This is a genomic window from Streptomyces sp. NPDC053076, from assembly GCF_044546845.1.
In the GTDB taxonomy this organism is placed as follows: domain Bacteria; phylum Actinomycetota; class Actinomycetes; order Streptomycetales; family Streptomycetaceae; genus Streptomyces.
On record NZ_JBITZL010000001.1, the window covers coordinates 88,227 to 107,682 of the forward strand.

A 19,456-nucleotide genomic window follows, 5' to 3' on the forward strand; every position below is an offset into this window, starting at 1 on the left:
CTCATGTCGTACGACGTCGAGAAGCCGGACGAGCAGTGGCGCGCGGAGCTGAACCCGGCCGAGTACGCCGTGCTGCGCCAGGCCGCCACCGAGCCGGCCTTCACCGGTGAGTACACGGACACCAAGACCAAGGGTGTGTACTCCTGCCGTGCCTGCGGCGCCGAACTGTTCACCTCCGACACCAAGTTCGAGTCGCACTGCGGCTGGCCGTCCTTCTACGACCCGAAGGACACCGACGCGGTGGAGCTGATTGCGGACCGCTCCCACGGGATGGTCCGCACCGAGGTGCGGTGTGCCCGGTGCGGCTCCCACCTCGGGCACGTGTTCGAGGGGGAGGGGTACGCGACCCCGACCGACCAGCGGTACTGCATCAACTCGATCTCCCTGCGGCTGGCCCCCGCCGAGGACTGAGCCGCCCAGGCCGCCGTCGGGACGCGCCGAAACCGGTGGGACGGCTGGGGCTGGTGCCCCGGCCGCTCGGGTTTGAGACTCTGTGAGGGTGTTGGGCGTGGCGCGGTGGATCCAGTCCCGCCGCAGGCCCCTGACCGCCGACGGTGACCACCGACCGGCGGACGGCGGCCCCGGTGCGGGGCTCGACGGCCCCGGCGGGGCCGGCCGGGCCGCAAAGGCCGCGGCGCGGCTGAGCGACCTGCGGGAGGGCCTGGGCGGGATCGGTACGACCCTCGACGCGGACACCACTTGCACCGAGCTGGCCCGGGCCGCCGTAGGGCTGCTCGGCGGAGCCGCCGCCGTGCTGCGCCGCACCGGGGACGCCGGCTCGGGGTACGGCGCGATCGTCGGCGATCCCGCACTGCTGCCCGACGCCCGGTGGGCCGCCGCCACGGCCCGCGAGGCCAAGACGCCGGCCGCCGGCACACCCACCGCCCCCTGGCTGGAACACCCGGGCGGCTCCGGAGCCGCCCTGTCCGCCCCGCTGACCAGCGGGGACGACGCGTACGGCGTCCTGGTGTGGGCGCGCTCCGGGGAACCGCTGGAGCGCGCCGAGGGCGAGCTGCTCGCCCTGCTGGCCGAACGCGCCGCCTCCCACCTCCGGCACGCCCGCGACTACGAGCAGGTCAGCCGTACCGCGGGCGATCTACAGCGCGCCCTGCTCGCCGAGCCCGGCCGCCCGCACCCCAACCTCGACGTCGCCATCCGCTATCAGCCGGCCGGCCGGAGCACCCTGGTCGGCGGCGACTGGTGCGAGACCGTCCGGCTGCACTTCGGCCGGACCCTGCTGGTCGTCGGTGACGTCATGGGGCACGGCCTGGAATCCGCCGTCGACATGAGCGCCTACCGCTCCTCCCTGCGCTACATCGCCTCCGCCGACCTCCCCCCGCACCGGGTGCTGCGGCAGATGGACGACATCGCCTCCGGGGAGGACGACCGCCGTCCCGCCACCTGTCTGCTGGCCCGCGTCGACCCCGGCCGGGGCCAGCTCACGCTGGCCAGCGCCGGCCATCTGCCACCCGTGCTCATCGGTCTGGACGGCGCTGCCCGGCTGCTGCCCGTGCCGGTGGGGCCGCCGCTGGGCACCGGACTCGGCGGGTACGAGTCGGCCACGCACCGGGTGGCGCCCGGCGAGACCCTCGTCCTGTTCACCGACGGGCTCGTCGAGCACCGCGGTGAGGACATCGACCACTCCCTGGCCCGGCTGGCCGCCCTGCGCTTCACCGCCGGGGACGCCGTCGACGCCGTCCTGGAGAGCATCCTCGGCCGCCTGGACGCCCGGCACGCCGAGGACGACGTCGCGATCCTCGCGGCCCGGCCGCACGTCCGGCAGGGGCCGAAGACGGAGCCGGGGGCGGAGGGAACGGCCGGGCGCTGAGAGCCGGCTGCGCGGGCTCCGGCCCGAAGCGGCAGCGCCGCCGCCGTCCACGTCGCGGCCGGGCTCACGAAATGACGCCACGTCACGCCCGATGAGCCGGGCGGACCGTGCGGCGGTCCCGGGATCCGTGCGCACGACAAGGCCAGGGCCACTCTCCGGCCAAAGTGCTGAAACACTCGCGGTCTAGACTCTCCCCGGAGCAGGCCAGCATCGGTCGGACCCGAAGGGCACGCGGCGTTTTGATACGGATAGATTCAGTCACGAAGCGGTACCCGGACGGCACGGTCGCGGTCGACCGGCTGTCGCTGGAGATACCGGACCGCTCGATCACCGTCCTCGTGGGGCCCTCCGGCTGCGGCAAGACGACGACCCTGCGGATGATCAACCGGATGGTGGAGCCCACCGAGGGCAGCATCCTCCTCGACGGCCGGGACATCCGGCAGCAGCCGGTCAACACCCTGCGCCGGTCGATGGGGTACGTCATCCAGAACGCCGGTCTCTTCCAGCACCGCACCATCCTCGACAACATCGCCACCGTGCCCCGCCTGCTCGGCCGGCCCAAGCAGGAGGCCCGCGCCCGGGCGGCCGAGCTGATGGAGCGGGTCGGGCTCGACTCCGCGCTCGCCAAGCGGTACCCGTACCAGCTCTCCGGCGGCCAGCAGCAGCGCGTCGGTGTCGCCCGCGCACTCGCCGCCGACCCGCCGGTACTGCTGATGGACGAGCCGTTCTCCGCCGTCGACCCCATCGTCCGCAAGGGACTCCAGGACGAACTCCTGCGCATCCAGGACGAACTGGGCAAGACCATCGTCTTCGTCACGCACGACATCGACGAGGCGATCAAGCTGGGCACGAAGGTGGCCGTGCTGCGCACAGGTGGCCGGCTCGCCCAGTTCGCCCCGCCCGCCGAGCTGCTCAGCGCGCCCGCCGACTCCTTTGTGGAGGACTTCCTCGGCGCCGACCGCGGCATCCGCCGGCTCTCCTTCTTCCCGGCCGACGGGCTGGAGTTGCTGAGCGCGCCCGTGGTTCCGATCGACGCCGACGCGGCCACGCTCGCCGCCCGCGCCGAGGCCCCCTACCTCCTCGTCACCGACCTCGACGGCAGGCCGCTCGGCTGGAGCGAGCCGGACCGGCTCACCGCCGGCGCCGTCGACCGGGACCGGCTCCTGGACTTCGGGCGGCCGTTCGAGCCCGGCACCGACTCGCTGCGCACCGCGCTCGACGGTGCCGTGCTCTCGCCGACCGGATGGGCGGTCGCGGTGGACGGCGAGGGCCGCGCGGTCGGCGTCGTCTCCCAGCAGGTCATCGGCGAGGCGATCCGTGAGGCGCACGGCCGGGTCGCGGAGCAGGCCGCCGCGGTGAAGGCCGGGCGATGAACGGCTTCTTCGACCTCCCGAGCGACCTCCAGCACAGCTACCTCGGTCTCGTGGGGCTGCATCTGCGCGAGGCGCTGCTGCCGGTCCTGGCCGGACTGCTGATCTCGCTGCCCGTGGCCCAGTTGTGCGTGCGGTTCCGCTGGATCTACCCGCCGGTCCTCGGGATCACCACCGTGCTCTACGCGGTCCCGTCGCTCGCCTTCTTCGTCGTCCTCATCGACTACTTCGGCCAGAGCGAGACGACCGTCATGGTCCCGCTCGCGCTCTACAGCCTGGTGGTGCTGGTCCCGGCGATCGTGGACGGCGTCCGCTCGGTGCCACCGGAGACCCTGGCCGCCGCCCAGGCCATGGGCTTCGGGGCGGTACGCCGCTACTTCCAGGTCCAGCTGCCCATCGCCGTACCCGCCATCATCGCGGGTCTGAGGGTGGCGACCGTGTCCAGCATCTCCCTGGTCAGCGTCGGCATGCTCATCGGCAACCAGGGCGCCCTCGGCAACATGCTGTACGACGCCCAGACCTACGGCCGTCCCGCCCTGGCCGTGAACTCGGTCCTGACCATCGCGGTGCTGGGCATCCTCGCCGACGCCCTGCTGGTCCTCGTACGCCTGCTGCTCACCCCCTGGATGCCGAGGAAGGGTGCCGGCCGGTGAACGTCCTGGACTTCGCGCAACGCTTCTTCAGTGACAGCGCCCACTGGCACGGGTACGACGGCATTCCCACCCGGTTCGCCGAGCACGTCGGCTACTCGCTGGAAGCCCTCCTGATCGCCGCCGTGATCGGGCTGCCCATCGGCCTGCTCACCGGCCACTACGGCCGCGGCGGCAACGCCCTCGCGCTCATCGCCACCGCCGGCCGGGCGTTGCCCAGCTTCGGTCTGCTGGTGCTGATGTTCGTCTGGATCGGCTTCGGCCTGCTGCCGGTGATGATCCCGCTGGTGGTGCTGGCCGTACCGCCGATCCTGGTGACCACCTACGAGGCGGTCCGCTCGGTCGACCCCTCCCCGGTGGACGCCGCCCGCGGCATGGGGATGCCCGAGGCGCGCGTGCTGTTCCAGGTGGAGGTGCCGGTCGCGCTGCCGCTGATCCTCAGCGGCCTGCGCACGGCGGCCATCCAGATCGTCTCGACCGCCACCATCGCCGCCTACGTCAGTCTCGGCGGGCTCGGCCGGTACATCATCGACGGCCTCTACCAGAAGGACTACGAGAAGGTCGTCGGCGGCGCCACCCTGGTCGCCGGTCTGGCCCTCGTGACCCTGACCGTGTTCTGGGCGACGTCCCGGCTCACGGTGTCACCGGGCGTACGGCGCAGCGGCTGACGGCCCCCAAGGGCTCCAGGGAGCCCTGCCATTGTGAAATCTGTGTGACGACAAACGCGTTCCGAGCGCACAACGGACCACAATTCGACGCCATCGGTGATCTTATGCACTTGACTGACCGAGAACCGGCTGGCTTGGATCGACGGGTGACTTCAACGATCCACATCAGCAGGTCCATCCGGGGGAAGCGGGGCGCGGTGGCCGTCGCCCTGGCGGCGGCGACGGTCCTGCTGGCGGGCTGCTCCTCCGGCGACGACAAGTCCGGCAACCCCCTGACGGACGACAAGGCGAGCGGCGACAGCGTCGTCGTCGGCTCCAACAACTTCTACGAGAGCACCCTGCTCGCCGACATCTACGGCGAGGCGCTCAAGGCCAAGGGCATCAAGGTCACCTACAAGCCGAACATCGGCAGCCGTGAGACGACCTACGGCCTGATCAAGAACGGCTCCCTGACACTCCTGCCCGAGTACAACGGCGCGCTGCTCTCCTACCTCGACCCGAAGGCCGCTCCGAAGAGCGCCGAGGACACCACGGCGGCCATCAAGGCCAAGCTCGACCCGGGGCTGACGCTGCTGGACACCTCGCCGGCACAGGACAAGGACTCGGTGACGGTCAACGCGCCCACCGCGAAGAAGTACGGCCTCACCGCGAAGTCCTCCATCGCCGACCTGAAGGCCATCGCCAAGGACCTGGTCATCGGCGCCTCGCCGGAGTTCCAGACCCGGCAGCAGGGACTGGTGGGCCTGAAGTCGGTCTACGGCGTGGAGTTCAAATCCTTCAAGGCGCTGGACGTCGGCGGGCCGCTCACCCGGGCGGCGCTGAAGAAGGACGCCGTACAGGCCGCGGACATGCTCACCACGGACCCGACCATCTCCAAGGAGAAGTACGTCGTCCTGCAGGACCCGAAGAACCTCTTCGGCTTCCAGAACGTGCAGCCTCTGGTCCGCAAGGGCGCACTGAGCCAGAAGGGCGCCGACGCGCTCAACGCCGTCTCCGCCAAGCTGGACACCCCGACGCTGCAGGAGCTGGGCACTCAGGTGCAGGTGGACGGGAAGGACCCGCTGGACGTCGCCAAGGCATGGCTGAAGTCGGCCGGCCTCGGCTGACGTTCCGCCCGCCCGGGACGGCCCCCTTCGTGCCGACGCGGGTGCCCCCGAAGCCGGGGGACACCCGCGTCCTGCCTCGTGCTCCTCGCGGGGCTCAGAGGTCGAACTCGTGCGGCGGCAGGTCCAGGGTGAAGCACGCCTCGCGGACCACGGCCTGTTCGTCCTTGTCGAAGTCGCCGTCCGCGCCGCCGATGACGATGCCGATCTGGATGACGGCCCGCGCCTCGGCCGGCTTCTTCTTCGCCTTGGCGACCTCCTGCAGCACGCTCACCTTGCCGAAGGCGAAGTCGGCCGTCAGCTTGTTCAGGTTCTCCTCGAAACGGCGGCGCAGGTCGTCCGCCGGGAAGTTCTGCAACACCTCGTTCGTGGCGATGAGCTGCGCCACCCGCTGCCGCTCCGACGGATCCACCGTCCCGTCGGCGGCGGCCACCAGCGCGCACATCGCCATGCTGGCATCACGGAAGGCGCCGCTCTTCAGGTCGTTCTTCTTCGCCACCAGCTGGGTCTGCATCTGCGACGCCGACTCCTTGACGCGGTCCCACAGGGCCATGTCCACTCCTCGTATCGGCCGCCCGGCGCCCCCTCGGCACCCGGCGGCAAGTTGTACAGCACCGCGGGAACTAGTGGGACGGCCGGAAAGTTCCGCAGATCCACACTGAGCCCGCGGACACGTCGGATACGACGGAGCCGGCGGACGCGGCGGATACGACGGACGCGGCCGACGGGGACGGAACACGGCGAGTGCGTGCCGGGCGGGCCCCGGCGTGCCTCGGTTGCGCACCCTCGGGGCCCGGCACCGTCAGATCGCTCGACCCGGCACCGTCAGGCCGCCCTCTCGACGCCCTGCTCCCGTTCCACGGCCGCCGTGTCTGCCGCGGCTCTCGCCTGTTTGCGGCGCGCGCGGCGGCCGACGCGCGGTTCCTGGTCCGGGAGCCAGCCGAAGGCGAGGCAGCTGCCGGTCACGCCGAGGAGCAGGCCGAGGAAGAAGCCGCCCAGGTTGGAGGTGAGCCAGGTGCCCAGGGAGAGCAGGACGCCGGTGAGGGAGTAGAAGAGCCGCTGGGAAGGGTTGAAGAGGATCAGCAGGCCCAGCAGCACCATGAGGCCCGGCAGCAGATAGCCGGCCAGGCCCTGCATGCCGATGTGCAGCACGACCTTCAGTGACGCCTTCTCGGTGAGCAGGATCTCGCCGCCGCCGAGGGCGAGCAGCAACCCGCCCCAGAACGGCCGGCGGGCCCGCCATCCGCGGAAGGCGAGCCTCGGCCCACGACGTGGACGGTCCGGCACGGCGATCAGCAACCCGAATCGCTGAAGCGGAGCTTGAGACCCGGCAGCTTGAACACACCTGCGGTGGTCGCGTAGTTGGTCTGCCGCAGATTGGCGATGCGCACGGTGTCGGCCTGCTGGCTGAAGACCCCGATCGGACCCTTCACACCCGCCTTGTCCAGCGTGCTGGCGTCGTTGCCGATCTCGATGTTGTTGAACGCCGCGTCACCCGTCAACAGGGTGGAGTCGGTGGTCAGATCCGTCGCGGAGACCTTCTGCGAGCCGCCGCCCGCGGTGATCAGCAAGTTGGTGCCGCCGAGGTCGACGCTCTGGCACAGCTTGGTGAGGGTGGCGTTCTTGATGGCCGAGGTGACGACGAGCACCTGACCGCCGGTGTCCCCGGCGTTCGGGCTGCCCTCCGCCATGTTGTCGAGCGCGCCGAACTGCTCGAATCCGGTGCCGTTCAGCTCCGTCGCGGTGACCGTGAACGGCATGCCGGAGATGGCGAACTGGACACCCAGCGCTCCCTGGGCGGTGAGGACCGCGAGGCCGGCGGCGATCAGGGTGGCGGGCACCGCCATCACCGCGGCCCGGCGGGCCCGGACCCGTCCTCGCCGTTCACCTCCGGTGGTGCTCGCGATGGCGTTCGGAACTTCGGACGGGGTGTCGCTTCCCGGATTCCCGGGGGTGTTGCCGGCGGACGGAACGTCCGGGGACGAGGCCATGTCTGCTCCCATGGGCATAAATCAATGCGGGTTGGGCTTCAGTGGCGCGGTGTCCTGGCGCGGACAGCGGACGCCGCGCACGCCTCCTCGCGACTCCCGGCGGGTGCAAGGGCTTTCTCGTTACGCGGCAGTAGCCTTCGAGGAAGTTACCGCCGGTTACATTGAAGGGTCAAGGGAGATGTGGAAAAAGGGTGTGGGATGTGCGCGGGACGCAACCGCACGCCACAACTCGCCTTTCCAGCCTTGACGTTGACGGTCGAGCAGGTCTACAACTTCCCCTGTTTCCACGGATCCGTGGCGCCGGATCCGGCAGGCGGCACCAGCCGTGTCCCACGGCGCAGGTACCGGCCGTGTTCCCGGCCCCGTCACGGCAACCGCTCCACCTCGCAGCCCGGCTCCGGCACGATCGCTTTCCCTCTTTTTCCGCCGTGCCCGGCCGCCCCCTTGTCCGGCCCGGCCGGAGGTCTTCCCCCGAGACCTTCGGCCGGTGCCCGGTGTGCCGCCGTCGCGGGTCCGCGGCGTACGGAGAAGGCGCTACGGCCCCGCGCCGGCGGCACCGCGCGCACCACCCCCACCCCCCACCTCACCTCATCTGCCCCCACTTCGGAAGAGAGGCACCCGCATGCGTAAGCGCTCCCTCCTCACCCTCGCCGGCGCGGCCACCGCGCTCGCCCTCGCCTGGGCCACTCCGGCCTCCGCGGCCGGCACGGTCCTCACCACCGGCAGCACCGGCGGCACCGCCGTCGCCGTCGGCGACACCCTCACCGCGCCCCTGGCCACCGGCACCTCCGCGACGTTCTACTCCAGCGCGACCGGCACCAGCGGCGTCAAGTGCACCGGCTCCCAGTTCACTGCCAAGGTCACCGGCAACCCGACCGCACCCGGCACGGCCACCGAGTCCGTCACCGCGCACACGTTCGACAGCAGCACCTGCACCAGCAACGTCATCGGCGTCCTCGGGGTCAACGGCATCACCATCAACAACCTGCCCTACTCGGCGACGATCACCTCGAGCGGCACCCTCACCGTCTCGCCCCCGAGCGGCTCCGTCATCCAGGCCACGGTCCAGCTGCGCACCCTGCTGGGCTCCGTGACCTGCGTGTACCAGGCGCCCGGTCTGACCGGTAAGGCCGACAACGCCGACAGCAGCATCACCTTCACCAACCAGCAGTTCACCAAGACCTCCGGCTCGTCGCTGTGCTTCGCCAACGGCTACTTCACGGCCAAGTACGCGCCCGTCACCGACGCGGGGGTCCGTGTCTACGTGAACTGACGCACAAGGCCGTCCGGTTCAGCGTCGTCGTAGCCGCAGCGCGAAGGCGGCGCCCCCGGTGAGCACCAGCACCGCGGCGGCGCCGCCCGCCAGCAGCGGCGCCGAGGGGCCCGAGCCCCCCTGCGTGGCCTTCGCCACCGGCGTCCCGGCGGCGGCGCGCTCGGGCCGCCCGTCGTCGCGCCCCGACACGGGGGCCCGGCTCTTCGTCGGCGCACCCGCCGTCCGTGCGGGCCGCGCAGGCGGTGCGGCCGGTGTCGCCGCCGGCCGCGCGGACCGCGCAACGCCGGCGGACTTGCCGTGCTCCGGGAAGAGCACGTCGGAACACGAGTAGTACGTGTCCGGCGTACTGCTGTTCTGCCAGACCGTGTACAGCACCTGACGTCCCGTCCGGTCCGCCGGCAGGGTTGCGGTCATCCGGTACGCCCCGTCGCGCAGCGGCGGGTCCGTGACCTCGGCGAAGGGGCGCTCCGGCAGGTCGGACCAGGTCAGCGGCCTCGACGGGTCGTACCCCTGCTCGGTCAGGTACAGCCGGAACGTGCCCGTGTGCGCGATGGTCGACGCATAGGTCAGCGTCAGCCGGCCGCCCGGTGCCAGCCGTGTCACCGGCCAGTCCCGCCGGGCCAGGTCCAGGCCCCGGTACGCCGGCAGGTTCCCGCTGCACAGTCTGCCGTCCGGAATCACCTGCCGGTCACGGCCCCCCACCCCTGCCACGCGCAGGTTGTCCCAGGCGGTGAACGGGGCGCCGTTCGCCGCGATCGCGGCCCGGCAGGCCGCCGACCGCGCGGCGCCGCCCTCGGGCGAGCAGGCGTAGACCCTGCTGACCGGGTCCGTCGGGGCTCCGTGCGCCCAGGCGGACGCCGCCGCCCAGGGCAGGAGCAGAAGCGGTGCCGCCGCGGCGGCCGCCCTGAGGCTCAGGCGGGCTGTCATCCGAGTCATCCGGGACGTCTCCTCGGCGGGCGCGGGAACGGGGTGTGCGCCGTCCAGTACGGCGCCGGGGCGTCCCCCGTTCACCCGGGCCGGCGCACCCGGCCCCGGGGGGCGCGAAAGCACCGACCGGTCCGGCTGTTTCGCGCCTGCTCCCACGTCCCGTCGAGAAGCCGGCCGTCCGCCCCGCAGCGTGACGATCATGGATCCGGCACTTGTCGCCCCGAGGCTGCCCGGCGTCGCCCGGTGACGGCGGGCGCACCGATGTGATCTCGTCCGTTGCGCGTGCTGACGCACCTCGGGCACGCGCCCGGCGCACTACTGACACGTGTCGCCCCGGCGAGGGTGACGCCCTGGACTCCCGTTGCCGTTCAGTGAGTTATCGTATGCGGGGGGTTAGAAACAAACCGCATGTCCCGTTCTTTTGAGGTGGGAGGAAGGGGTCCCAGGATGGCGAGGCAGTTACGCGCTGAACAGACCCGCGCCACGATCATCACGGCCGCCGCCGACCTGTTCGACCAGCACGGCTACGAATCCACCAGCTTGAGCGACATCGTCGCACACGCGAAGGTCACCAAGGGCGCCCTGTACTTCCACTTCGCCGCCAAGGAGGATCTGGCCCACGCCATCCTGGAACTCCAGGCCAGGGCCGCGCAGAAGGTCGTGAACGACGTCGAGAGCCGCGGCTGCTCCTCCCTGGAGACTCTGATGCGCGCCACGTTCGGCATCGCCCGGCTCGCCGTGGAGGATCCCGTGCCGCGCGCCGGGCTCCGCCTCGCCACCGCGGACATCGCCGTACGGCCGCCGCTGCGGCATCCGTTCACCGAGTGGCTCGACTTTGCCACTCGCAAATTCACCGGAGCCGTCCGGGAAGCCGATCTGCACGGTGATGTCGACGTCGGTGTCGTCGCCCACTCCCTCGTCTGCTTCTTCATCGGCACCCGGGTCGCCGGCCGCTCGCTCGAACCCGTCGGACGGCTGCCGCGCAGAGTCGCCGAGATGTGGCACCTCGTGATCCGTGGCCTCGTCCCGGTGCACCGGCGCCCCCGTTACGTCACCCTCGCCACGCTGCTGGAGCGGGAGGCCCGAACCGCCTGACGCCCGCGATACGGTGACGGGCATGCCCGACACCCCGTTCGCACCCGTGATCCTCGGCGACGAACCCGGTTCGTTCCCGCACAGCGTGCTGGCCGAGCGGCACCCCGCGATCATCCGGCAGGTACGGGACGCCTTTCCGTACGGCCCCGAGCAGCACAGGGCCCTGGACGAGTTGCTGCGCGGCTGCGATGAGGGGACGGTCGAGCCGCTCCCCGCGGGCGCACCGGACCACGACCGGTGGCACGACTGGGGCCTGGCCCGCCACACCGGCCGGTCCTGGTACGACGTGCCGTGGCTGTGGTCGGAGAGCTACTTCTACCGCCGGCTGCTGGACGCCGTCGGCTATTTCGGCCCTGGCCCGTGGCAGGGCATCGACCCCTTCCGCCCCTCCAAGCGCGCCGAACTCGACGCCCCCGAGACCGACGAGGAACTGGCCGCCCTGGACGGCCTGCGCGGCCTGCCGGAGCAGGAGCGGGCACACGCCCTGCTGCACGGCTCCCTGTGGGGCAACCGCGCCGACCTCGGCTTCCGGCTCTCCGCCGCGGGCGCCGAGGCCCAGGAGCCGTCCCCCGCGCTGGTCGCCGACGACAGCGGCACCCTGTGGTCGCTCCTGCCGCCCACCGGGACGGGCACCCTCGTGCTCGTCGCCGACAACGCGGGCCGCGAACTCGTCCCCGATCTCCTCCTGATCGCCCACCTCCTCGCCGAGGGCCGGACCGCGCGGGCGGTCCTGCACGTCAAGCCGTACCCGTACTACGTCTCCGACGCCACCACCGCCGACCTGGCCGACGCCCTGCGCCGGCTGCGCGCGGCCGGGGGCACCGCCGCCGAGCACGCGCGCGTGCTCTGGGCGGCCATGGCCGACGGCCGGCTCACCGTCCGCGCGCACCCCTTCTCCTGTGCGCCGCTGCCGTACGCCGACATGCCGGACGACCTGCGCGCCGAGTTCGCGGCGGCGACCCTGACCATCGTCAAGGGCGACCTCAACTACCGCCGTCTGGTGGGCGACCGGCGCTGGCCGCCCACCACGCCCTTCCGTGAGGTGACCGCGTACTTCCCCGGCCCGGTCGCCGCGCTGCGCACCCTCAAGTCCGATGTGATCACCGGCCTGTCCGCCGCGACCGAGGCCGCGCTGGTGGCGGCCGAGGGGCAGCGCTGGCGGACGAGCGGCACCCACGCCCTGATCCAGGTCGACCCGTCAGGGCAGGTGCACCCGCAGTGACTTCATGCCGTTGATGAAGTTCGACACCAGCCGCCGGGCAGCGCGCGGGCCGGCGAGGCGCGGCGCCCCGGGCAGGACGCGCAGCACCTCCTCGTGCAGCACCCGCAGTTGCAGCCGGGCGAAGTGCGCGCCGAGACAGACGTGCGGGCCGTCCCCGAACGAGACGTGCGGATTGGGGGAGCGGGTGAGATCGAGCCGGTCGGGGCCGGCGAAGACGCGCTCGTCCCGGTTGGCCGAGGCGTGGAACACCACCACCTTGTCGCCCGACCGGATCCGGCGGCCCGCCAGCTCGGTGTCCCGCACGGCCGTCCGGCGGAAGGTCAGCACGGGCGGATGCCAGCGCAGCAGTTCGTCGACGGCGGACGTCAGGTCCGCCTTTCCGGCGCGCAGCGTCTCGTACGCCCCGGGATGCTCCGCCAGCGCCAGCAGTCCCCCCGGGGCCGCGCTGCGCACGGTGTCGTTGCCCGCCACGGTGAGCAGGAAGAAGAACATCTCCAGCTCCCCGTCGGCCAGTTCCGTGTCGTGGCCGAGCGTCGTCATGAGGTCGTCGGCGGGACACCGTCTCTTGAACGCGGCCAGCTGCCCGGCGTAGGCGAACATGTCCCGCAACATCGCCGGCGACCGCGGATCGACCGGCTTGCCCGTCCCGTCCAGCACCGGCAAACCGGCCTCGTCCGGGTCCTGGTAGCCGATGACCCGCTGCGTCCAGTGCAGCAGCAAGCGCCGGTCGTCCTCCGGGACGCCCAGCAGGTCCGCCAGGTTCAGCAGGGCGTACTCGTCGGTGACGGCGGCCACCAGGTCGACCGTCCCGTCCCCCTCCCGCGCCTCCGCCAGGGCTCGCGTGAGCAGCGTGCGCGCCCGCTCCCGGGCGAGGGCCGCGAACCGTTCGACGCGCCCCGGTGTGAAGGCACGGCTCACCAGCCGCCGCAGCCGGCCGTGTCCCGGCGGACCCTGATTGAGCATCATTCGCCGGATGAACGGCAGGTCCTGCGGATCGGGGTCGCGGATCTGGGTCGCGCCGACGTACGAGGAGTACGTCACCGCGTCCTTCAGCACGCGTACGACGTCCGCGTGCCGGGTCACCGCCCAGAACCCCGGCCCGGCCGGCCAGCCCAGCACCTCCGGCTCCTCCTGCCAGGCCACCGGATGGTGGTCGCGCAGCACGCGGTAGTCGTCGTGGGGCACCCCGGTGGCGTACCGGCGCGGGTCGAAGACGTCCGGCACCGGCGGTGCCACGCGCACGCTCACGCCGGCTCGCCCGCGTGTGCCTCGTCCGCGCGCAGGAAGTCCTCCACGGTACGGATCAGGTCCAGCGGGGTCTCGTCCATCGCGTAGTGCCCGGCGCCGGGCAGCACGGCGAGCTGTGCGCGCGGATACCAGGACATCCAGGTCCGCCGCATGACCTCCGGCGACAGCGCCGGATCGAGCGCGCCGGCCACGGCGAGCGCCGGCACCTCGCTGCCCTCGACATCGGCGCTGAAGTCGTCGCCCGCCCACGAGTCGAGCCAGGCCCGGAACGCCTTCGCGTCGCTGCGCTCCACCGAACCGGCGACCATCCGGTCCAGCCAGGCGGCGGGCCGGCGGCCTCCGGTGGTGACATCGATGATCGTGCGCCGGTTCTCCGTCCGGTGCGCCGCGTCCGCGAACAGCACCGCCTGCTCGCCGGACAGCGGCATGCCCGACGCGGGCACGGGCGAGACGCCCGCGATCCGGCGCAACCGGTGCGGGGCGACGGCGAGCAGGCGCTGGGCCACCGCGCCGCCCATCGAGTGCCCGATCACCGAGAACCGTTCCCAGCCGAACCGGTCGGCCAGCTCCACCAGGTCCACGGCCGCCTCGGCCGTGGTGTACGAGCCGGTGGCCTCCCGGGCCTCGCCGTAGCCGCGCAGGTCGACCAGCGCGTAGCTGAAGGAGGCGCGGTCGAGGCTCGGCAGGACGGCCGCGTAGGCGGACCGGTCGGCGAACCAGCCGTGCACGGCGAACACCTTGTGGGCGCCGTCGCCGTGCACCTCATGGGGCAGCACGAAGGAGGTCATGCCGCCTACCGTGGCCCGCGCGCACGGGTACGGCAAGGGAGCCGACGCCACAACTCCCCGGCGGGGTGCCACGTTTCGGCGACGGTTCACGCGATGGTGTGATCATGTGCCGCCGGGCGGATGGGGATCCGGGGCCACGGGTAGGGCCCGGCCATGACGCAGCCGTTCGAACTCCCGCACTTCTACATGCCGTATCCCGCGCGGCTCAACCCGCACCTGGAGGAGGCCCGGGCCCACTCGAACCAGTGGGCCCGCGAGATGGGCATGCTGGAGGGCTCCGGGATCTGGGAGCAGGCCGACCTGGAGGCGCACGACTACGGGCTCCTCTGCTCCTACACCCACCCCGACTGCGACGGTCCCGCTCTCTCGCTGATCACCGACTGGTACGTGTGGGTGTTCTTCTTCGACGACCACTTCCTCGACATGTTCAAGCGCACCCAGGACCGCGCCGCCGGAAAGGCACACCTGGACCGCCTGCCGCTGTTCATGCCGCTCGATCCGGCGGCCCCGGTGCCGGAGCCGGAGAATCCCGTCGAGGCGGGCCTGAAGGACCTGTGGGCGCGCACGGTGCCGTCCATGTCCGTGGGCTGGCGCCGCCGGTTCTCCGTCGCCACGGAGCACCTGCTCAACGAGTCGATGTGGGAACTGTCCAACATCAACGAGGGGCGCATCGCCAACCCCGTCGAGTACATCGAGATGCGCCGCAAGGTGGGCGGGGCCCCCTGGTCGGCCGGGCTCGTGGAGTACGCGACCGCCGAGGTGCCCGCGGCCGTCGCCGGAACCCGGCCGCTGCGCGTGCTGATGGAGACGTTCTCCGACGCCGTCCATCTGCGCAACGACCTGTTCTCCTATCAGCGCGAGGTCGAGGACGAGGGCGAGAACAGCAACGGCGTGCTGGTCCTGGAGACGTTCTTCGGCTGCACCACCCAGGAGGCCGCCGACACCGTCAACGACGTCCTCACCTCCCGGCTGCACCAGTTCGAGCACACCGCGCTCACCGAGGTCCCCGCCGTCGCCCTGGAGCAGGGACTCACCCCGGGCGAGGTCGCCGCGGTCGCCGCCTACACCAAGGGCCTCCAGGACTGGCAGTCCGGCGGCCACGAGTGGCACATGCGCTCCAGCCGCTACATGAACGAGGGCGCCCGGTCCGGCGCGCCCTGGCAGCTCCCGAGCGGCCCCGGGGCCTCCGCCGCCGATGTCGGCGCGCTCCTCGCCGCGGCCGCCCAGGACCGGCTGCGCGCCTACTCCCACGTGCCCTACCAGAAGGTCGGACCGTCCCGCATCCCCGACCTGTACATGCCCTTCGAGCTCCAGCTCAGCCCTCACCTCGACCGGTCCCGGCATCGCCTCGTCGACTGGTGCCACGCGATGGGCATCCTCCAGGAAGGTGTCTGGGACGAGGACAAGCTCGCCGCGTACGACCTCGCCCTGTGCTCCGCCGGCCTGGACCCGGACGCCACACCCGAGGCCCTGGACCTCAGCGCTCAGTGGCTCGCGTTCGGGACCTACGGCGACGACTACTACCCCCTCGTCTACGGCCATCGCCGGGACCTGGCCGCCGCCCGGCTGACCACGGCCCGGCTCTCCTTGTGCATGCCCTTGGCGGGCGAGCCGGCCCCGGTCCCCGGCAACGCCATGGAGCGGGCGCTGACCGACCTGTGGGCCCGCACGACGGCCGGGATGACTCTCGAGCAGCGGCGCACGTTCAAGGCGGCCGTGGACACGATGACCGAGAGCTGGGTCTGGGAGGTCTCCAACCAGCTGCACAACCGCGTCCCCGACCCCGTCGACTACCTGGAGATGCGGCGCTCCACCTTCGGCTCGGACCTCACCTTGAGTCTGTGCCGGATGGGCCACGGCCCGGCGATCCCGGCCGAGGTGTACGCCAGCGGTCCGGTGCGCTCCCTGGAGAACGCCGCCATCGACTACGCCTGCCTCCTCAACGACGTCTTCTCCTACCAGAAGGAGATCGAGTACGAGGGCGAGATCCACAACGCCGTCCTGGTCGTGCAGAACTTCTTCGGCGTCGGCTACCCGGCCGCGCTGCGCGTCGTGCACGACCTGATGACCCAGCGCATGGAGCAGTTCGAGCATGTGATCGCCCATGAGCTGCCGGTGCTGTGCGACGACTTCGGGCTGTCGGCCGAGGCCCGCGCGGTCATGGACGCCTATGTGCTGGACCTGAAGAACTGGCTGGCCGGGATCCTCAACTGGCACCGGGAGGTCGACCGCTACAAGGCGGAGTGGCTCGGCCGCCGCGCCCACGGTTTCCTGCCGGACCAGCCGCCCGCCGTGCCGGCTCCGGCGTTCGCCGGGCCGGCACTGTCGCGCGGCTGACGGTCCCGAAGATCCCCGGCCGGGTCCCCGCCGGTGCCCGCGGTGCGTCCCGGCGTCACACCGGCCGCGGCTGCCGGGCCGCCGCGTGCTCGACCGCGGCGCGCGCCAGGGCCCGGATCATCGGGTGCGGGTCCGAGCCGTCGCCGGCCAGCTCCGGCTGGAACAGCGATGCCAGGAAGAAGGGGTGGCCGGGCAGTTCGGCCATGCGGACGTGGCCGTCCTCGTCGTGCCCGGAGAACCGCAGCCCGTGGGCGTGGAGCGTGTCGAGGTGACGGGAGGGGCCGTAGGCGCAGAAGTACCGCTCGACCGTGCGGGCGGCGCCGATCACGGACGCGGCCAGCGAGTCCGGCGTGACCGTCACGGCGGCCTCGTGCCCCAGCAGCGAGCAGGCCAGCGGCTCGATGAGCGGGTCCTCGGCGGCCGGGTCGTTCTCGGCGTGCGCGACCCCGGTCAGCCCGCAGACGCCGCGGGCGAACTCCAGCAGCGCGTGCTGGAAGCCGCCGCACGTGCCCAGGAAGGGGATGCCCTCCTCACGGGCGGTGCGCACCGCCGCGAGGACACCCGCCTCGCTGCGGTACGGGCTGCCCGGCAGCACCCACACGGCGTCGAAGCCGCGCACCGCGCCCTCGGCCTCGGCGTCCTGCGAGGAGATCCAGTACGCGTCCAGGACCAGCCGGTCGCGTGCGGCCAGGGCGTCGAGCAGGAGCGGGACGCGGGTGTGCGAGACAACGTGCGCGGAGCGGTCGCCGACGAGGGCGAGAGTGGCGGTGTTCGTCATGGCCACCATCCTCCGCAGGACGGGTCGTTCACGTCCAACGATGGTTTCTGCACGGTCGATAAGCACTGCTGATGTGGTGGGATGCTGGGCGGCATGGACCCGCATCTCCTGCGCACCTACATCACCGTGGCGCGTCTCGCCTCCTTCTCGGAGGCCGCGCGCGAGCTGGGCTACACCCAGTCCGCGGTCTCCCAGCACATCGCCGCCCTCGAACAGGACCTGGGCGCACCGTTGCTGACCCGCAGACCGGTCGCGCCCACCGCGGCCGGTGACCGGCTGCTGGAGCACGCGGGCCCGCTGCTGCTGCGTCTCGACGCGGCCCGCGCCGACGTCGTGCGCATCGCCGCCGCGCCCGCGTACGGCCTGACGCTCGCCACCTCCGCGACCGCGCTCGGTCCCGCCGTCCTCGGCGCGCTCCCGCCGGCCGGCGTCACCCTGCGCGTGCTGCCCCGTACGGAAATTCCCGCCGCGGTCGCCACCGGCACCGCCGACCTCGGCCTCGTCGACGGGCTCGCCGCGCCGAGCGATCCGCTGCGGCTGACCGACGTGGCCCCGCTGACCACGCACGGCGTCGCCGAGGAGCCCGTGAGCGTCCTGCTGCCCGTCGGTCACCCACTCGCCGGGCGGGCCGGCCTGCGCCTCGGCGACCTGCGCGACGCCCGCTGGCTCGACGCGCCCGGCGCCGCCCTCCCGTTGGCCCAGCTGCGCGCCGCGACCGACGGCGGTGCCTTCCGGGCCGCCCTGCGCTACGAGGGCACCGACGTGCGCACCCTCACCGCTCTCGCGGCGGCCGGCCACGGCCTCACCCTGCTGCCCCGCTCCGCGGCCACGGGCGTCCGCGGCACGGTCGCCGTCCCGCTCACCGCCCCACGCCTCGTCCATCGCACGGAACTCCTGCACGGCGGCGGTACCGGGGGAGCGGCGGCGGACCTGGTGCGCAGACTCCTGGGCGCGGGGTGAGGGAGCGGCCCGCGGAGACCGGCGCGCCGACGAGGGGGCGCGGCGTCGGGTAGGCGGCGCCGGTGGGCGATGGCCGGCGGACGCCGGTGAGGGGGCGCGACGGCCGGCGGGTACTGGCGGGCTGGAGTGGCCGGCGGATGCTGACGGCCTGTGGCGGGCTGTGGGTGTGGGCGGCCTGTGGTGGGCGGCGTGTGTCGGCGGGCTGTGGGTGTGGGCGGGCCTGTGGTGGGCGGCGTGTGTCGGTGGGCTGTGGGTGTGGGCGGGCCTGTGGTGGGCGGCGTGTGTCGGCGGGCTGTGGGTGTGGGCGGCCTGTGGTGGAGGTTCGGGTGTTGGCGGCCTGTGGTGGGTGGCGGTGCGGTGTGGGGACGGGCCGCGTTGCCTCGACAGCCATGGCTACCCTCCGCCACCCTCCGGCCAGTCTCACCCTTTCGTGTCCCGTGACCGCCCGCCGCTCCGGGTAGAGCACCAGCCGGAGGCGAGCGAACCATGGAACAGACTGCGTTGCGTCCCAAGCCGATGCCCGGTCAGGACCGGCGGGACGACGACACCCCCGGCCCCGCCCGCCGCCCGCACGCCGCGCGCCGGCGCGGGCAGCGGCTGCGGACCCTGCTGTTCGGCCTGTGCACCGGCACCGTACTGGTGCTCTCGGGCGTCGGCATCGGCACGGTCGGCGCCACGGTGACCGGCATGAGCAGACTCGCCGAACTGCGACACCAGGTCCCGCCGCCCGCCCCCTCGGCCAAGGCCACCCCCACGGCCACACCGGCTCCCGGCTCCGCCCCGCCCGGCGCGACCCTCGGGCTGGAGGTCGTCGACGCCGAGAAGCCGGGCGCTCTGGTGGTGGGCGTGCACGTGCCCGGCTCGGGCTACGCGGCGGGCCTGATCCGCGGCGATGTCGTGCTCCAGTTCGATTCGGCCCGCATCGACACCGCGGCCGACCTCGCCCGGGCCGTCACCCGGGCCCGCCCCGGAAAGGACGTGCTCCTCGCCGTGCGGCACAGCAACGGCGGCTACCAGCAGTTGACGGTGACCCCCGGAGTGGTGACCTGACCCGTCCGGGTCGCCGCTGCCGGTGCCCGGACCTCGTACACACCGGGAAATCCGCTGGTCGCCGCCCGTCGCACGGGTCATCATGGGCCCGTGCCGAGACCCTGCTCGGTGGACCGTGGGACGCCCGTTCCGGGGACCGGCTCGCGTGGCTCCGGCCAGGCGGGCAGG

19 protein-coding genes are annotated in these 19,456 nt (G+C 72.5%); 12 read left to right on the top strand and 7 right to left on the bottom strand.

Annotated elements, in window-relative coordinates:
* Positions 1 to 3: 3 nt before the first annotated feature.
* The 6 genes from msrB (at position 4) to ACIGYR_RS00370 (ending at position 5,622) form a co-directional block, all read left to right on the top strand.
* A complete protein-coding gene (msrB, locus tag ACIGYR_RS00345; RefSeq protein ID WP_391841180.1) occupies positions 4 to 411 on the top strand; it encodes a peptide-methionine (R)-S-oxide reductase MsrB in 408 nt (135 codons plus the stop codon).
* A gap of 97 nt (positions 412 to 508) precedes the next feature.
* A complete protein-coding gene (locus ACIGYR_RS00350; protein WP_399605599.1) occupies positions 509 to 1,828 on the top strand; it encodes a PP2C family protein-serine/threonine phosphatase in 1,320 nt (439 codons plus the stop codon).
* Positions 1,829 to 2,067: 239 nt separating this feature from the next.
* A complete protein-coding gene (locus tag ACIGYR_RS00355) occupies positions 2,068 to 3,201 on the top strand; it encodes an ABC transporter ATP-binding protein (RefSeq protein WP_399605596.1) in 1,134 nt (377 codons plus the stop codon).
* Positions 3,198 to 3,851, top strand: coding sequence for an ABC transporter permease (locus ACIGYR_RS00360; protein ID WP_391841185.1), 654 nt, complete (start codon positions 3,198 to 3,200; stop codon positions 3,849 to 3,851). The genes ACIGYR_RS00355 and ACIGYR_RS00360 overlap by 4 nt, the downstream gene beginning before the upstream one ends.
* Positions 3,848 to 4,516 (top strand): ABC transporter permease, encoded by a 669-nt coding sequence (locus ACIGYR_RS00365; RefSeq protein WP_399605593.1) that lies wholly within the window; start codon positions 3,848 to 3,850, stop codon positions 4,514 to 4,516. The genes ACIGYR_RS00360 and ACIGYR_RS00365 overlap by 4 nt, the downstream gene beginning before the upstream one ends.
* A gap of 146 nt (positions 4,517 to 4,662) precedes the next feature.
* Positions 4,663 to 5,622: an ABC transporter substrate-binding protein gene (locus ACIGYR_RS00370; RefSeq protein WP_391841189.1), complete on the top strand. Its 960-nt coding sequence runs from the start codon at positions 4,663 to 4,665 to the stop codon at positions 5,620 to 5,622.
* A gap of 94 nt (positions 5,623 to 5,716) precedes the next feature.
* Here ACIGYR_RS00370 and ACIGYR_RS00375 read toward each other — a convergent pair whose 3' ends face one another.
* The 3 genes from ACIGYR_RS00375 to ACIGYR_RS00385 form a co-directional block, all read right to left on the bottom strand.
* Positions 5,717 to 6,172 carry a tellurite resistance TerB family protein gene (locus ACIGYR_RS00375; RefSeq protein ID WP_391841191.1) on the bottom strand — a complete coding sequence of 152 codons (456 nt, stop codon included), beginning with the start codon at positions 6,170 to 6,172 and terminating at the stop codon, positions 5,717 to 5,719.
* A 272-nt stretch (positions 6,173 to 6,444) separates the two neighbouring features.
* Complete coding sequence (locus tag ACIGYR_RS00380) at positions 6,445 to 6,906, bottom strand: DUF6114 domain-containing protein (protein ID WP_399605588.1); 462 nt, start codon at positions 6,904 to 6,906, stop codon at positions 6,445 to 6,447.
* Between the two features lie 5 nt (positions 6,907 to 6,911).
* Positions 6,912 to 7,610 carry a DUF6230 family protein gene (locus ACIGYR_RS00385; RefSeq protein ID WP_399605586.1) on the bottom strand — a complete coding sequence of 233 codons (699 nt, stop codon included), beginning with the start codon at positions 7,608 to 7,610 and terminating at the stop codon, positions 6,912 to 6,914.
* Positions 7,611 to 8,232: 622 nt separating this feature from the next.
* Between ACIGYR_RS00385 and ACIGYR_RS00390 the strand changes: the two genes are divergently transcribed.
* Complete coding sequence (locus ACIGYR_RS00390; protein ID WP_391841195.1) at positions 8,233 to 8,883, top strand: Tat pathway signal sequence domain protein; 651 nt, start codon at positions 8,233 to 8,235, stop codon at positions 8,881 to 8,883.
* 18 nt (positions 8,884 to 8,901) lie between these two features.
* Here ACIGYR_RS00390 and ACIGYR_RS00395 read toward each other — a convergent pair whose 3' ends face one another.
* Positions 8,902 to 9,819 carry a lytic polysaccharide monooxygenase gene (locus tag ACIGYR_RS00395; protein WP_399605583.1) on the bottom strand — a complete coding sequence of 306 codons (918 nt, stop codon included), beginning with the start codon at positions 9,817 to 9,819 and terminating at the stop codon, positions 8,902 to 8,904.
* A gap of 438 nt (positions 9,820 to 10,257) precedes the next feature.
* Between ACIGYR_RS00395 and ACIGYR_RS00400 the strand changes: the two genes are divergently transcribed.
* Both ACIGYR_RS00400 and ACIGYR_RS00405 read left to right on the top strand, forming a co-directional pair.
* On the top strand, positions 10,258 to 10,905 hold the full coding sequence (locus ACIGYR_RS00400) for a ScbR family autoregulator-binding transcription factor (RefSeq protein ID WP_391841199.1): 648 nt from the start codon (positions 10,258 to 10,260) through the stop codon (positions 10,903 to 10,905).
* 22 nt (positions 10,906 to 10,927) lie between these two features.
* The gene (locus tag ACIGYR_RS00405; RefSeq protein ID WP_399605579.1) at positions 10,928 to 12,127 is read left to right on the top strand and encodes a damage-control phosphatase ARMT1 family protein; all 1,200 of its coding nucleotides are present in this window, start codon (positions 10,928 to 10,930) and stop codon (positions 12,125 to 12,127) included.
* Here the strand turns inward: ACIGYR_RS00405 and ACIGYR_RS00410 are convergent.
* Both ACIGYR_RS00410 and ACIGYR_RS00415 read right to left on the bottom strand, forming a co-directional pair.
* Complete coding sequence (locus ACIGYR_RS00410) at positions 12,104 to 13,375, bottom strand: cytochrome P450 (RefSeq protein ID WP_399605576.1); 1,272 nt, start codon at positions 13,373 to 13,375, stop codon at positions 12,104 to 12,106. The genes ACIGYR_RS00405 and ACIGYR_RS00410 overlap by 24 nt on opposite strands.
* Positions 13,372 to 14,163: an alpha/beta fold hydrolase gene (locus ACIGYR_RS00415; RefSeq protein WP_399605574.1), complete on the bottom strand. Its 792-nt coding sequence runs from the start codon at positions 14,161 to 14,163 to the stop codon at positions 13,372 to 13,374. The genes ACIGYR_RS00410 and ACIGYR_RS00415 overlap by 4 nt, the downstream gene beginning before the upstream one ends.
* Positions 14,164 to 14,316: 153 nt before the next feature.
* Here ACIGYR_RS00415 and cyc2 point away from each other — a divergent pair, with 153 nt between their 5' ends.
* Positions 14,317 to 16,500 (top strand): germacradienol/geosmin synthase Cyc2, encoded by a 2,184-nt coding sequence (cyc2, locus tag ACIGYR_RS00420; protein WP_399605571.1) that lies wholly within the window; start codon positions 14,317 to 14,319, stop codon positions 16,498 to 16,500.
* Positions 16,501 to 16,555: 55 nt separating this feature from the next.
* On the opposite strand, the gene ACIGYR_RS00425 is transcribed toward cyc2, so the two are convergent.
* Positions 16,556 to 17,278 (bottom strand): hypothetical protein, encoded by a 723-nt coding sequence (locus tag ACIGYR_RS00425; RefSeq protein ID WP_391841209.1) that lies wholly within the window; start codon positions 17,276 to 17,278, stop codon positions 16,556 to 16,558.
* A 93-nt stretch (positions 17,279 to 17,371) separates the two neighbouring features.
* Here ACIGYR_RS00425 and ACIGYR_RS00430 point away from each other — a divergent pair, with 93 nt between their 5' ends.
* Both ACIGYR_RS00430 and ACIGYR_RS00435 read left to right on the top strand, forming a co-directional pair.
* A complete protein-coding gene (locus ACIGYR_RS00430; protein WP_399605568.1) occupies positions 17,372 to 18,238 on the top strand; it encodes a LysR family transcriptional regulator in 867 nt (288 codons plus the stop codon).
* Positions 18,239 to 18,724: 486 nt separating this feature from the next.
* Positions 18,725 to 19,288 (top strand): PDZ domain-containing protein, encoded by a 564-nt coding sequence (locus ACIGYR_RS00435; RefSeq protein WP_399605565.1) that lies wholly within the window; start codon positions 18,725 to 18,727, stop codon positions 19,286 to 19,288.
* Positions 19,289 to 19,456 lie beyond the last annotated feature (168 nt).

Coding starts and splice junctions, on each gene's coding strand:
- ACIGYR_RS00415 (WP_399605574.1), bottom strand. CDS start 14,163: ATGACCTCCTTCGTGCTGCCCCATGAGGTGCACGGCGACGGCGCCCAC.
- ACIGYR_RS00390 (WP_391841195.1), top strand. CDS start 8,233: ATGCGTAAGCGCTCCCTCCTCACCCTCGCCGGCGCGGCCACCGCGCTC.
- ACIGYR_RS00400 (WP_391841199.1), top strand. CDS start 10,258: ATGGCGAGGCAGTTACGCGCTGAACAGACCCGCGCCACGATCATCACG.
- ACIGYR_RS00395 (WP_399605583.1), bottom strand. CDS start 9,819: ATGACTCGGATGACAGCCCGCCTGAGCCTCAGGGCGGCCGCCGCGGCG.
- ACIGYR_RS00360 (WP_391841185.1), top strand. CDS start 3,198: ATGAACGGCTTCTTCGACCTCCCGAGCGACCTCCAGCACAGCTACCTC.
- ACIGYR_RS00435 (WP_399605565.1), top strand. CDS start 18,725: ATGGAACAGACTGCGTTGCGTCCCAAGCCGATGCCCGGTCAGGACCGG.
- ACIGYR_RS00385 (WP_399605586.1), bottom strand. CDS start 7,610: ATGGCCTCGTCCCCGGACGTTCCGTCCGCCGGCAACACCCCCGGGAAT.
- msrB (WP_391841180.1), top strand. CDS start 4: ATGTCGTACGACGTCGAGAAGCCGGACGAGCAGTGGCGCGCGGAGCTG.
- ACIGYR_RS00375 (WP_391841191.1), bottom strand. CDS start 6,172: ATGGCCCTGTGGGACCGCGTCAAGGAGTCGGCGTCGCAGATGCAGACC.
- ACIGYR_RS00430 (WP_399605568.1), top strand. CDS start 17,372: ATGGACCCGCATCTCCTGCGCACCTACATCACCGTGGCGCGTCTCGCC.
- ACIGYR_RS00425 (WP_391841209.1), bottom strand. CDS start 17,278: ATGACGAACACCGCCACTCTCGCCCTCGTCGGCGACCGCTCCGCGCAC.
- ACIGYR_RS00405 (WP_399605579.1), top strand. CDS start 10,928: ATGCCCGACACCCCGTTCGCACCCGTGATCCTCGGCGACGAACCCGGT.
- cyc2 (WP_399605571.1), top strand. CDS start 14,317: ATGACGCAGCCGTTCGAACTCCCGCACTTCTACATGCCGTATCCCGCG.